Here is a 12,831-nt window from a genome sequence, read left to right as displayed (position 1 = left end):
GCCGATTTCTTCGAAAGAAATCGTCCCGGAAACTTTCAAAGTTTCCGGGCGAAACCCTCACATCCGCTCGATGGCCACGGCAATCCCCTGCCCGCCACCGATGCACATGGTGATCAGCGCGGTCTTCCCGCCAATCCGCTCCAGCTCGTACAGCGCCTTCACCACAAGGATCGCACCCGTCGCGCCCACCGGATGCCCCAGCGCAATCGCGCCACCATTCGGGTTCACCCTGGCCGGGTCCAGCCCCAGCCCACGGTTCACCGCAATCGCCTGCGCCGCAAACGCCTCGTTCGATTCCACCACGTCGAAATCCGCCGCGCTCAGCCCGGTCTTCTCCAGCAGGCTCTCCACCGCCGGCACCGGCCCGATCCCCATCACCTCGGGGCGCACGCCGGCATGGGCATAGCCCAGCACCCGCGCCTTGGGTTTCAGCCCCGCCTTCTCGGCGGCCTCCGCCCGGGCAAAGACCAGCGCCGCCGCCCCATCATTGATCCCGCTCGCATTCCCGGCGGTCACCGTGCCGTCTTTCTGAAACGCCGCTCGCAGCCCGGCCAGCCCCTCGGCGGTGGTCGGCTTGGGATGCTCGTCGGTCTCGAACGCCACCGTGTCGCGCTTCACACGTACCTCGACCGGCACGATCTGGCTGGCGAAATGCCCCGCCTCGATCCCCTTTGCCGCCCGTGTCTGGCTTTCCAGCGCAAAGGCATCCTGGTCCTCGCGGCTGACCCCGTGCTCGGCGGCGACATTCTCGGCCGTCACCCCCATATGCCCCGTGCCGAAAGGACAGTTCAGCGCCCCCAGCATCATGTCCAGCGTGCGAACATCGCCCATCTTGGCGCCCCAGCGCTGCTCCGGCACGATGAAGGGCGAGCGGCTCATGTTCTCGGCCCCGCCCGCAACGCCGAACTCCGCATCGCCCAAGCTCAGCGACTGCACCACCGACACCACCGCCTGCGCGCCCGACCCGCACAGCCGGTTCACGTTCATCGCCGGCGTGGTCTCGGGAATGCCCGCCTCCATCGCGGCAACCCGGCTCAGGTACATGTCGCGCGGCTCGGTGTTGATGACATGGCCAAAGACCACGTGCCCCACCTGCCCCGGCTCCACGCCCGACCGCTCCAACGCCGCCCTGGTCACCACGGCCCCCAGCTGCCCCGGCGGCGTGCCCGCCAGCGATCCGCCGAATGTGCCGATGGCCGTGCGCGCGCCGTCCAGAAGTACGATATCCGTCATGAGAGCCTCCCTCGAAGTGTTCGCTTCAGCATCGCGCCTGCGCCTGCACCCTGCAAGCGAAACGTCCCGTCGGGGCAGGTTGTCAGGGCGCCATGAACTTGCGCCGCGCCTCCACGGCGATGGCGTAACGTTGCTCGAGATCGGCAATCAGCGCCATTGCCACGCGCCGCTCCTCGTCTGTGTCCGCAGCGCGCCAGGTTTCCTTGGCAGCTTCCAGCAGTTTCTTGAACTTGAACTCTTCCGGCAGGGCGCCAGCCTCGGCCATGATCCGCGACGCCACCTGCGTGGCCATGTCCACATGCGCCATGCTCGACCGATCCGGCAGGGGCTTGCCAGCGCCCTCCAGCCGATCCAGCTGGCCTTCGGCTATTGCCTTTCGGATTTGCCGCTCAATTAGGCCGTTGAAAGATCTGTCCAATGCTAAACGCTCCCCTTGACTAGAATGGCACCAGCGGCACCGGGCCCTCCTCGGTCAGGATCCACGCGTCCCGCCCCTCGAACACCGCCAGTTGCAAGGGCCGCCCCCAGCCCGTACCGCAATCCAGCGCCACGCGGTTGCCGTGATGCTCGGGCGCATCGACCGGCGTGTGGCCATGCACCACCAGCTTGCCATGATCCCGGTCGTCATAGAGGAACGGCTCGCGCATCCACATCAGGTCCTCGGGCACCTGGCGCTCCAGCGGCGTGCCGGGCGACACGCCCGCGTGGCAAAAGAACAGCTCTTCCGTCTCGAAGCTATAGGGCAAGGTGCTCAGGAACTGGCGATGCAGCCCCGGCACCTGCTCACGCCAGTCGCCCGCATACTCGGCGTTCTCGATCCCGTAAGAGGCCAGCGTTTCGCGTCCGCCAAGGTTGCCCTGCATCCACCACTGGAACCGCACGGGTTCCATCCGGCCTTCCAGCGCATCCAGGAACATCTGGTCGTGATTGCCCCGCAGCGCGGTCCAGTTCCGCCCCGCCGCGATCCCGTCGATGAGCGTCTGCAACACGCCCCGGCTGTCCGGCCCGCGGTCGGTGTAGTCGCCAAGGAACACCACCCTGGCATCGCGGCCCGCCCGTACGTCGATCCGCGCCAGCACGCGGTCGAGCTCGGAACGATAGCCATGGATATCCGGGATCACGTAAATCGGTTCGGTCATGACCCAGACCTAATGCGCCACGACCCAACTGCAAACCCGTCTCAGGCGGCAAAGGCCCCGAACGCCTCGGCCCCGTGATGCACGCGGTAGCTCTCGACGCCGATATCCCCCGACCAGCGCCACAGCGCCACCACGCCCTCGTCGCCGGTCTGGCAGGCATGGGGCAGGTAGGTGGAATGATGCACCGAATGCCCCGCCACCATCTCGCGCTGCGCGTCGCCCGCCGTCCACAGCGCCCGGCCCGCGATGATCACGTAGGTCTCGACGGCGGCATGGGAATGCAGGCCATAGCGCGTGTTCGGTCGCTGGTAATAGAGGCCCGCCCGCAGCGTCGGGCAGTAGAGCGGCGCGTCCGGTCCCATCAGGTCCACGACCGAGAAAAGTGCCTCGTCCTCGGGTTTCATCTGGCTCGACACCGGGTTGTGACCCCAGGGCAGCACGTCATGCGCGGCAAGCGCCGCGCGGGCCACGGCCAGCGGCGACGCGCCCAGCAGTCCGCAGATCGCGTCGGTATCGCCGGGCGAGTCGTTCGTCAGCGGCGCGACCTCGGTGGCCGAAAGCAGCGCCGCGGCGGTCTGCGTTGCACACTCGCGCCCTTCCGCACGGAACACCGCAGCCATCTCGGACAAAAAGTGCTGGAACGTGTCGGGCATCGGAACCTCCTCGCAATGCACCTGCCCTAACGCAAACGGGCCGCCACGACTTTCGCCGCAGCGACCCGGAAAAGGTCGTTTTTGTGGATGCCGCCGGCTGTTGAACGAACGAAACTTGCGCTAGACGCGGCAGATCGGAGCACCCTCGCGCGGAATCAAGGCGCGGCTTGGCCGCGCCGCCGCGCGATCGCCAGACCGCCCCCCGGCTGGCGATTGGGTGACGTAAGCGCCTCCATCGAAAATTACACGGACACGGCAACCATAAAGTGCCCTGACCATCCGTCAGGTCGCCATCCCGCGGTCTGGCAATCGCGCGGCTACCATCCTAGAGTCCTCACCCCACATCGAACTCCAGCGCCCGGATCTGCTGAAACAGGCCCGTCTTATGCAGCTTGGCGATCACGTCCTCCGGCACCGGCGCATCGACGTACAAAAGCGCAATCGCCTCCTCCCCCGCCTTCGACCGGCCAAGGGTAAAATTCGCGATGTTCACGCCATTGCCGCCCATGGTCTGGCCCAGCGCGCCGATGATCCCCGGCTCGTCGCGGTTCGTCGTATACAGCATGTGCTGTCCGATCTCGGCGTCGATATTGATCCCCTTGATCTGGATGAAGCGCGGCTTGCCGTCGCTGAACACCGTCCCGCCGATGGACCGCTCGCGCTCCGCCGTCACGACGGTCAGCTTGATATAGCCCTCGAACGCGCCCGATTTGTCCTGCTTGGTGGTCGAGATCTTGATCCCCCGCTCCTTGGCAATGAGCGGCGCGGAGACCATGTTCACCTCCGGGTTCACCGCCTTCATGATCCCCGCCACGGACGCGCTGGTCAGCGCCTCCAGGTTCATCTGGCTGACCACACCATCATACAGCAGGTTGATCGCCTTGATCGGCTCGTCCGTCATCTGTCCGATGAAATTGCCCAGATGATCAGCCAGCTTGATCCACGGCCCCATCACCTTGGCTTCCTCGGCGGTCACCGACGGCATGTTGAGCGCGTTTGTCACAGCGCCCGTCAGCAGGTAGTCCGACATCTGCTCGGCCACCTGAAGCGCCACGTTCTCCTGCGCCTCGCTGGTCGCCGCCCCCAGGTGCGGGGTGCAGACCACGTTGGGCAGACCGAAGAGCGGGTTCTCCGTCGCCGGTTCCTCAGCAAAGACGTCCAGTGCAGCCCCGGCCACATGCCCCGATTGCAGCAGCTCCGCCAGCGCCGCCTCGTCCACCAGCCCGCCCCGGGCACAGTTGACGATCCGCACGCCCTTTTTGGTCTTTTGCAGATTCTCACGGCTCAGGATGTTGCGCGTCGCATCGATCAGCGGCGTGTGCAGCGTGATGAAATCCGACCGCGCCAGCAGCGTATCCAGATCCACCTTCTCGGCCCCCTTCTGCGCGATCTTCTCCTCGCTCAGCGTCGGGTCATAGGCGATCACCTTCATCTTCAGGCCCCGCGCCCGGTCGGCCACGACGCCGCCGATATTGCCGATCCCGATGATCCCCAGCGTCTTGTTGGTCAGCTCGACCCCCATGAACTTCGACTTCTCCCACTTGCCGGCATGGGTGCTCGCGCTCGCCTCGGGGATCTGCCGCGCCACGGCGAACATCATCGCGATGGCATGCTCGGCCGTGGTCACCATGTTGCCGAAGGGCGTGTTCATCACGATCACGCCTTTCTTGCTGGCCGCCGCCTTGTCGACGTTGTCGGTGCCGATCCCGGCGCGCCCGATCACCTTGAGGTTCTTCGCCGCCTCCAGGATCGTCGGTGTCACCTTGGTGGCCGAACGGATCGCCAGCCCGTCATAATCGCCGATCACCTCGGCCAGCTTGTCCTTGTCCTTGCCCAGTTCGGGCCTGAAATCCACCTCGATCCCCCGGTCGCGGAAGATCTGCACGGCGGTTTCACTCAGCTTGTCGGATACGAGTACCTTGGGAGCCATTTTTCTGGTCCTTTGTCTATGAATTCTGGGAATGGTGGGTTTGAAACCCACCCTACGGTTCACGTGGCGGTCGGTTTGAACCCCACCCAACGCGTCCGGCGTAGGGTGGGGTTTCACCCCACCTCAAACGGTTTCGGAAAGCGCCGCGATCTCGGCGTTGAACGCCCATTCGATCCACGGCATCAGCGCGGTCACATCGGCGGTCTCCACCGTGCCCCCGCACCAGATCCGCAAGCCCGGAGGTGCGTCGCGATAGGCGCCCACGTCATAGGCCACGCCCTCCGCCTCCAGCCGCTTGGCCACGGCCTTGGCAAACGCCGCCCCGTCGCTGATCCGGTCGTCGGTGAACTTCAGGCAGACGCTGGTGTTCGACGCCGTCGCCGGGTCCTTGGCCAGGAACTCGACCCACTCATGAGTGCCGACGAAATCCGCCACCGCCTTGGTGTTGGCATCCGCCCGCGCCATCAGGCCACCCAGCCCGCCAACCGACCGCGCCCAGTCGAGCGCCAGCAGGTAATCCTCCACCGCCAGCATCGACGGCGTGTTGATCGTCGCGCCCTCGAAAATGCCCTCGATCAGCTTGCCGCCTTTTGTCAGGCGGAAAATCTTCGGCATCGGCCAGGGCGGCGTATAGCTTTCCAGCCGCTTGACCGCGCGGGGGCTCAGCACCAGCATCCCGTGCGCCGCCTCGCCGCCCAGCACCTTCTGCCAGCTGAACGTCACCACATCCAGCTTGTCCCACGGCAGGTCCTGCGCAAACGCGGCAGAGGTCGCGTCGCAGATCGTCAGCCCCTGACGGTCCGCCTTGATCCAGTCGCCATCCGGCACCCGCACGCCGCTCGTCGTGCCGTTCCAGGTGAACACAACGTCATTGTCCGTATCCACGGCATTCAGATCGACGATCTCGCCATATTCGGCGGTCTTGACCTCGGCATCGAGTTTCAGCTGCTTGACCACGTCCGTGACCCAGCCCGCGCCAAAGCTCTCCCAGGCCAGCATCTCGACCTTGCGTTCGCCCAGAAGGCTCCACATCGCCATCTCGACCGCGCCGGTATCCGACGCCGGCACGATGCCGACCTTGTAGTCGTCGGGGATCCCCAGCACCTCGCGCGTGCCGTCAATCGCGGCCTTCAGCCTGGCCTTGCCCACGGCGGCGCGGTGCGACCGGCCCAGCGGGGCGTCGGCAAGCTTGCTCAGGTCGAAAACGGGGGGTTTGGCACAGGGGCCGGAGGAAAAACGCGGGTTCGCCGGAACGGCGACAGGTTTAGTGTCCGGCCGCGTGCCGGATGTTTCAATAGCCATTGCTGCTATCCTTCCAGATAAGCGCCCCTCGTTGGGGAGGGGTGTCCCACCTTTTGGATTACGCTCGCCGCGCCGGTCCCGCAAGAGGGAAAACACACCATCTGCGGCGGTTTGCGGTCCGAAAGCGACCCCGGAGGCTATCATCGGAAACTTCGTTTCAGCCCGCGTAGGGTGGGTGAAAACCCACGCGCTCCATCCCAAGCCGCGCGTTCGCCAGACCGCGGGCTGGCCACCGACAGCACTTCAGGACACTTTATGTCAGCCAAATCCGCAGAACTTTCGATCGGCGCGCCGACGTCACCCAATCGCCAGCCCGTCCGGGCGGTCTGGCGATCGCGCGGCGGCCTGCGGCCTTGATTCCGCGCGGCCAAACACACCCCCACCTAGAACCCCACCCCAACCTGCGCTATGCCCGCACTCACAGCGCATAGCGGAGACGCCCCCATGTTCACCACCACCCTCATCGCGCCTCCGGGCACGCTCGACCCCGCCCTGGTCGAGAACCTGCGCAACGCCTGGGGCGGGTTCGACGCCCGGTGGCTCTCGCCCGACGAGGCGGCGGAGTTCGACATGGCCGCCCTGCCCGACAACCAGTGGGAGGTCTGGGAGAACCTGCAGACCCTGCGCACCGACCTTGTCATCCAGCCGTCCGAGAACCGCCGCAAGCGTATGCTGCTGGCCGACATGGACAGCACCATGATCCAGCAGGAATGCATCGACGAACTGGCCGAAGAGGCCGGCGTCGGCGCGCATGTGAAGGACATCACCGCCCGCGCCATGAACGGCGAGCTCGACTTCGAAGGCGCGCTCCTGGAACGGGTCGCCCTGCTCAGGGACCTCCCCGAAGCCGTCATCGCCGAGGTGCTCGACACCCGCATCACCCTCATGCCCGGCGGCGCCACCCTGCTCGCCACGATGAAGGCCCATGGCGCCTATACCGCCCTCGTCTCGGGCGGCTTCACGGCCTTCACCTCGCATGTCGCCACGCTGCTCGGCTTCGACGAGAACCGCGCAAACACGCTGCTTGTCGAGGATGGCAAGCTCACCGGCGACGTCGCCCGCCCCATCCTCGGGCGCGAGGCCAAGATGCAGGCGCTTGCCGACATCACCACCCGCCTCAACATTTCCGAAATCGACGTGCTGGCCGTGGGCGACGGCGCGAACGACCTCGGCATGCTCGCCCGCGCCGGCAGCGGTGTGGCACTCCATGCCAAGCCCTCGGTGGCCGCCGAATGCGCGCTGCGCATCAACCACGGCGACCTCACCGCGCTGCTTTACCTGCAAGGCTACGATCGCAACGATTTCCAGATCCTGTAGGGTGGGCGAAAGCCCACGCATCGCCTCACCATTTCGTCTTTACGTTAATTAACCACTATGTTAATTACACGTCATGACCCACCTGACCGACACCTTCGCCGCCCTCTCCGACCCGACCCGCCTTGCCGTGGTCGAGCGTCTGATGGCCGAGGGCGAATTGCCCGCGGGCCGGCTCGTCGAACAGGCCGATATCAGCGCCCCGGCCATGTCCCGCCACCTCAAGGTGCTGCGCCAGGCGGGCCTCGTCGAACAGCGCATCCAGGGCACCAGCCGGCTCTATTCCGTCCGCGCACAGGCGCTCAGGACCATCGCCGACTGGACGCTCGATCACCGCGCCTTCTGGGAGGCGTCGATGGACCGCCTCGCCACCCACCTCGCCCTTCAGGACGGGGATTGACCGATGGGCGAGGTCCGCATCACCCGCGACTTCCCCGTCACGCCCGAGCGCCTCTTCCGCGCCGTCACCCAGCGCGCCGAGGTGCTGGAATGGTGGGGCCATGACGGCATGACCCTGCCCGACACAGCCCTCGATTTCACCCGCGAAGGCCCGTGGCATTCCGAGATGCGCGATGCCGACGGCAACCGCTACCGCATGTCGGGGCAGGTGACCCATATCGACCCGCCGCACAGCGTCGGCTTCACCTGGACATGGCATCTGCCCGAGGGGATGCGCGCGCCTAAAAGCCACGTCACCTTCACCGTCACACCCGCCGCGGGCGGCGCCCGGCTGATCATCGACCACCGCGACCTGCCCGACGACGACCGCGCCGCGCGGCACGAAACCGGCTGGACAAGCGGCCCCATGGTCCGCCTCGCCCGCCACCTGCAAACCCATCCCCACTGACCCCTGAAAGGAGACCGACACATGCCCAAGTACATCCTCGCCTATCACGGCGGCGGCCGGCCCGAGACCGAAGAAGAGGGCCTCACGGCGATGAAGGCCTGGGAAAGCTGGCTCGGCGGCCTCGGCGGCAAGCTCATCGACCCCGGCAACCCCGTCGGCATGTCCAAAACGGTCAGCACCGAGGGCATCGCCGACAATGGCGGGTCCAACCCGCTCTCGGGCTATTCCATCGTCGAGGCCGCGGATGACGCCGAGGCCTGCGAGATCGCCCGCGGCTGCCCGATCCTCGACGGCGGCACGGGCAGTGTCGAGGTCGCCCCGATCGTCGAAATGTAACCCACGCGTCCCGGGCTCGACCCGGGACCTCACCGGCCCTGTCGGGCCGTCAGCCCGCTCTCGACCCGCCGCAGCACCGCGCGGTGCGTCAACCCGGCCCCCCGGCGAAAATCGCACCGTCGCGATACCACCCGGATACCGACGCGGGTACCGACGTGCCGTTTTCGGCGATTCCCAACGCCTTAACCTCCCGATTCGCCGATTCACCTTGTCCCGCCCCCGGCTTGCCCCTAGGTTCCTGTTGAAACCTCGGGGTGTCGCCCGGCCCGGCCCGGCGACTGAGATGCAGATCGCGAACCCGTTGAACCTGAACCGGCTGAAACCGGCGGAGGGAAGGTCATGCACCCGCATCGCGCCGCACCCTCCACCGAAACGGAGGATGCCATGAAACACCTTGTTTTCACTGCGGGAGTCCTGACTGCCGCCACGTCCGCCGTGGCGCAGGACTCAAGCGGGACGCCCGAACTGACCGTCTACACCTATGACAGCTTCGTCGCCGAATGGGGCCCCGGCCCGCAGATCGAAAAGGCGTTCGAGGCCACCTGCAATTGCGACCTCAATCTCGTCGGGGTCGAAGATGGCGCCGCCCTCCTCGCCCGCGTCCGGCTGGAGGGGGAAAATACCGACGCCGACATCGTGCTCGGCCTCGACACCAACCTGACCGCCGCCGCCAAGGACACCGGCCTCTTCGCCGAGCACGGTCTGTCCCCGGACCTCGATCTGCCGATCACCTGGGACGACCCGATGTTCCTGCCCTACGACTGGGGCTATTTCGCCTTCATCCACGACACCGACATGGATGCGCCCAGCAATTTCAAGGCCCTGGCCGACAGCGACACCTCCATCGTCATCCAGGATCCGCGCTCGTCCACGCCCGGCCTCGGCCTGCTGATGTGGGTCAAGACCGCCTATGGCGACGAGGCCCCTGCGGTCTGGGAGGGGCTCTCGGACAACATCGTCACCGTCACCAAGGGCTGGACCGAAGCCTACGGCCTCTTCCTCGAAGGCGAGGCCGACATGGTGCTCTCCTACACCACCTCGCCCGCCTATCACCTGATCGCCGAAGAGGACGACACCAAGACCGCCGCCGCCTTCGACGAAGGCCATTACATGCAGGTCGAGGTGGCCGGCAAACTGGGCTCCACCGATCAGCCGGAGCTGGCCGACCAGTTCCTGCAATTCATGCTGACCGACCAGTTTCAATCGGTCCTCCCGACGACCAACTGGATGTACCCCGCCATCCAGCTTGAGGACGGCCTGCCAGACGGGTTCGACACGCTTGTAAAACCGGAAAAATCCCTGCTTCTCAGCGCTGAAGAGGCCGCCGCCGCCCGCGATGCGGCGCTCGATGAATGGCTGAACGCGCTCAGCCGCTAAGCGCCAGACCGGGATGGAGCGCCGCCGCCCTCGTGGCGGTGCTCATCTTCGGCGCGCTCCTGGCCGTGGCCCTGCGCGCCGAAACCGGGCGCGGCTTCACGGCCGCCGACTGGGCCGCCCTGCGCTTCACACTGGTGCAGGCGACGCTCTCGGCGCTTTTCTCGGTTCTGCTGGCCATCCCCGTCGCGCGCGCCCTCGCCCGCCGCCGGTTCCGGGGCCGCAGCCTGCTGATCGCGCTGCTGGGCGCCCCGTTCATCCTGCCGGTGATCGTCGCCGTGCTGGGCCTGATCGAGGTCTTCGGTCGCGGCGGCTGGGTCAGCGCGGCCCTGGGCACGCTCGGCCTGCCCCCGGTGCAGATCTACGGGTTGCACGGCGTCGTCCTCGCGCATGTGTTCTTCAACCTGCCGCTGGCCACCCGCCTTGTCCTGCAAGGCTGGCAAGAGATCCCCGCCGAACGCTTCCGCCTTGCCGCGCTCTTGGGCATCGACGGCTGGTCGATGTTCCGCGTGATCGAACTGCCGATGCTCCTGCGCCTTGTCCCCGGCGCCTTCACCGTCATTTTTGCCATCTGCCTCACCAGCTTTGCCGTCGCCCTAACCCTCGGCGGCGGGCCGCGAGCCACCACGATAGAACTCGCCATTTACCAGGCGTTCAGGTTTGACTTCGATCTTGGGCGGGCCGCGCTCTTGTCCGCCGTGCAGCTTGGCCTGACGGTTTTCGCCGGTGGCATCGCCCTATGGCTGGCGCGCGGCGAAGGCTTCGGCTCCGGCCTCGATCGCGGTTTGCGCCGGTTCGACGGAAAAACGACCACCGCACGGTGCATTGACGCGCTGTTCATCGGTGTCGCGGCAGTCTTCCTGCTGGTGCCGCTCATGGCCATCGCGCTGTCGGGCCTGCCCGGCTTTGCCGACATGCCGGGCCAGGTCTGGACGGCAGCAGCAACCTCGCTCGGCGTCGCGGCGCTCAGCACGGTCCTGCTGCTCTGCATGGCGCTGCCGATGACCGCCGCCATCGCCACAGAACGGGGGCGTATGGTGGAAATCGCGGGCCTCCTGGGCCTCGCCGCCTCGCCGCTGGTGATCGGCACCGGGCTCTTCATCGCGATCCGGCCCTACGCCAACCCGCAGGCGTTTGCCCTGCCCGTCACCGCGCTGGTCAACGCCATCACCGTGCTGCCCTTCGCCCTGCGCATCCTTGTCCCCCGCGCCCGCGACATCGTCAACCGGCAGGGCCGCCTCGGCCTGTCGCTCGGCATGGCCGGCCTGCCCTTCCTGCGCCATGTCATGCTGCCCCGCCTGCGCCCGCAGATCGGCTTTGCCGCCGGGCTGGCGGCAGCCCTCTCGATGGGCGATCTCGGCGTCATCACGCTCTTTGCCGATCCCGACGTGGCCACCCTGCCCTTGCAGATCTACCGCCTCATGGGCTCCTACCAGATGGAGGCCGCGGCCGCCGCCTCCTTCCTGCTGCTGATCCTGTCCTTCGGGATCTTCTGGCTGCTGGATCGTGGAGGACACCGCCATGCTGAAACTTGACGCCGCCACCATCCGCAACGGCAGCTTCACGCTGGCCGCCGACCTGACCGTGCCGGACCGCGCGACCCTCGCCGTCATCGGCCCCTCGGGCGCCGGCAAGTCCACCCTGATCGAAGGGATCGCGGGATTCCTGCCCGTGGCAGAAGGGCACATGACCTGGCACGGGGCCGAGATCACCGACCAGCCGCCCGGCGCCCGTCCCGTCGCCATGCTGTTCCAGGAGGACAACCTCTTTCCGCACCTGACACTGGCGCAGAACGTCGGCCTTGGCCTCTCACCCAACCTGCGCCTGTCACCCGCCGACAGGACCCGCGTGACCCAGGCCCTGGACCGCGTCGGCCTGGCGGACATGGATGCCCGCAAACCCGGCGAGCTGTCGGGCGGCCAGCGCAGCCGCGCGGCCCTCGCCCGCGTCATGCTGCAGGACAAGCCGTTGCTCTTGCTGGATGAACCCTTCGCCGCGCTCGGCCCGGCGCTGCGGATGGAGATGCTCGACCTCGTCGCGGAGATCGCCCGCGAAACCGGCGCGACCCTCCTGATGATCTCCCACGCGCCAGAGGACGCCCGGCGCATCACCGAACAGGCCATCCTCGTCGCCGACGGCACCGCGCATGCCCCGCGACCGACCGCCGACCTGCTCGACGATCCGCCGCCGGTCCTGCGCGACTATCTCGGCGCGTAGACCTTCATTTCAAAAGGAAAAAGCGGCACGGACCAACCCCTGACGGGGCCTGAAGATCAAGAGGACGGACACCGATGCACTCATCTGGGGAATGTGCCCGCCTTCCGGCCCGTGCCGCAGCCCGGGCGTTTCATGAAACACCACGGGCGTAAAAATGGGGCGCGCGCTCAGGATGGGGGGAAAGGCGCACGCCCCGGCCGGGTGACGGCCTAGGCGGGAAGGATGCCCGCCTCTTGTCCTGCCGCGACTTCGGCTTCGCTCAGCATGCCATCGGCATCAGAGTCCAGTTGCTCGAAAGTGCCGGCCGGCGCATCGGGCATCGCGGCCTGGAATTCTTCCATCGAGACCATGCCGTCGCCGTCGGTATCCGCATCCAAGGCAAAGGCCAGGGCCGGAACGGTCAGGGCAAGAGCGAATGTCGCTGCAGAAAGTGTCTTGGTCATCTTTGGTTTCCCTTTTCTGGGTTCAGGTTGTCCGGGGCGTTTC

General features: G+C 66.7%; 14 protein-coding genes and 1 riboswitch. Of the genes, 7 read left to right on the top strand and 7 right to left on the bottom strand.

The annotated features are described in order from the left end of the window. Positions 1-57: 57 nt before the first annotated feature. The 6 genes from KUV49_RS05485 to KUV49_RS05460 form a co-directional block, all read right to left on the bottom strand. Positions 58-1,233, bottom strand: a complete 1,176-nt coding sequence (locus KUV49_RS05485; protein ID WP_222451968.1) for an acetyl-CoA C-acyltransferase family protein — start codon at positions 1,231-1,233, stop codon at positions 58-60. An 82-nt stretch (positions 1,234-1,315) separates the two neighbouring features. After that, positions 1,316-1,651: a DUF1992 domain-containing protein gene (locus KUV49_RS05480; protein WP_222451967.1), complete on the bottom strand. Its 336-nt coding sequence runs from the start codon at positions 1,649-1,651 to the stop codon at positions 1,316-1,318. 19 nt (positions 1,652-1,670) lie between these two features. Beyond that, the gene (locus KUV49_RS05475) at positions 1,671-2,372 is read right to left on the bottom strand and encodes a metallophosphoesterase family protein (RefSeq protein WP_222451966.1); all 702 of its coding nucleotides are present in this window, start codon (positions 2,370-2,372) and stop codon (positions 1,671-1,673) included. Between the two features lie 41 nt (positions 2,373-2,413). Next, positions 2,414-3,025 (bottom strand): dimethylsulfonioproprionate lyase family protein, encoded by a 612-nt coding sequence (locus tag KUV49_RS05470; protein WP_222451965.1) that lies wholly within the window; start codon positions 3,023-3,025, stop codon positions 2,414-2,416. Positions 3,026-3,359: 334 nt separating this feature from the next. Beyond that, positions 3,360-4,955: a phosphoglycerate dehydrogenase gene (gene serA, locus KUV49_RS05465; RefSeq protein WP_222451964.1), complete on the bottom strand. Its 1,596-nt coding sequence runs from the start codon at positions 4,953-4,955 to the stop codon at positions 3,360-3,362. A 123-nt stretch (positions 4,956-5,078) separates the two neighbouring features. Continuing rightward, positions 5,079-6,257 (bottom strand): phosphoserine transaminase, encoded by a 1,179-nt coding sequence (locus KUV49_RS05460; RefSeq protein WP_222451963.1) that lies wholly within the window; start codon positions 6,255-6,257, stop codon positions 5,079-5,081. Positions 6,258-6,701: 444 nt separating this feature from the next. On the opposite strand from KUV49_RS05460, the gene serB reads away from it, so the two are divergent. From serB to KUV49_RS05425, 7 genes are all read left to right on the top strand, one after another. Continuing rightward, entirely contained in the window at positions 6,702-7,574 is an 873-nt protein-coding gene (serB, locus tag KUV49_RS05455; RefSeq protein WP_222451962.1) for a phosphoserine phosphatase SerB, read from the top strand. A 73-nt stretch (positions 7,575-7,647) separates the two neighbouring features. Then, positions 7,648-7,971 (top strand): ArsR/SmtB family transcription factor, encoded by a 324-nt coding sequence (locus tag KUV49_RS05450; protein WP_222451961.1) that lies wholly within the window; start codon positions 7,648-7,650, stop codon positions 7,969-7,971. Between the two features lie 3 nt (positions 7,972-7,974). Beyond that, positions 7,975-8,418: an SRPBCC domain-containing protein gene (locus KUV49_RS05445; protein ID WP_222451960.1), complete on the top strand. Its 444-nt coding sequence runs from the start codon at positions 7,975-7,977 to the stop codon at positions 8,416-8,418. 21 nt (positions 8,419-8,439) lie between these two features. Further along, the gene (locus KUV49_RS05440; RefSeq protein ID WP_222451959.1) at positions 8,440-8,754 is read left to right on the top strand and encodes a hypothetical protein; all 315 of its coding nucleotides are present in this window, start codon (positions 8,440-8,442) and stop codon (positions 8,752-8,754) included. A gap of 240 nt (positions 8,755-8,994) precedes the next feature. Further along, a riboswitch (TPP riboswitch) is annotated at positions 8,995-9,105 on the top strand. Positions 9,106-9,138: 33 nt separating this feature from the next. Then, entirely contained in the window at positions 9,139-10,131 is a 993-nt protein-coding gene (gene thiB, locus KUV49_RS05435) for a thiamine ABC transporter substrate binding subunit (protein WP_222451958.1), read from the top strand. Next, the gene (locus KUV49_RS05430) at positions 10,107-11,663 is read left to right on the top strand and encodes a thiamine/thiamine pyrophosphate ABC transporter permease ThiP (protein ID WP_222451957.1); all 1,557 of its coding nucleotides are present in this window, start codon (positions 10,107-10,109) and stop codon (positions 11,661-11,663) included. The genes thiB and KUV49_RS05430 overlap by 25 nt, the downstream gene beginning before the upstream one ends. After that, complete coding sequence (locus KUV49_RS05425) at positions 11,650-12,345, top strand: ATP-binding cassette domain-containing protein (RefSeq protein WP_222451956.1); 696 nt, start codon at positions 11,650-11,652, stop codon at positions 12,343-12,345. The genes KUV49_RS05430 and KUV49_RS05425 overlap by 14 nt, the downstream gene beginning before the upstream one ends. A 209-nt stretch (positions 12,346-12,554) precedes the next feature. Here KUV49_RS05425 and KUV49_RS05420 read toward each other — a convergent pair whose 3' ends face one another. Continuing rightward, the gene (locus KUV49_RS05420) at positions 12,555-12,788 is read right to left on the bottom strand and encodes an EF-hand domain-containing protein (RefSeq protein WP_222451955.1); all 234 of its coding nucleotides are present in this window, start codon (positions 12,786-12,788) and stop codon (positions 12,555-12,557) included. Positions 12,789-12,831 lie beyond the last annotated feature (43 nt).

The sequence above is a fragment of the Roseovarius atlanticus genome, from assembly GCF_019802205.1.
GTDB classification, from domain to species: Bacteria; Pseudomonadota; Alphaproteobacteria; order Rhodobacterales; family Rhodobacteraceae; genus Roseovarius; species Roseovarius atlanticus_A.
Note: the sequence above shows the minus strand (reverse complement) of the source record. Positions and strands in the feature narration are given on the sequence as shown.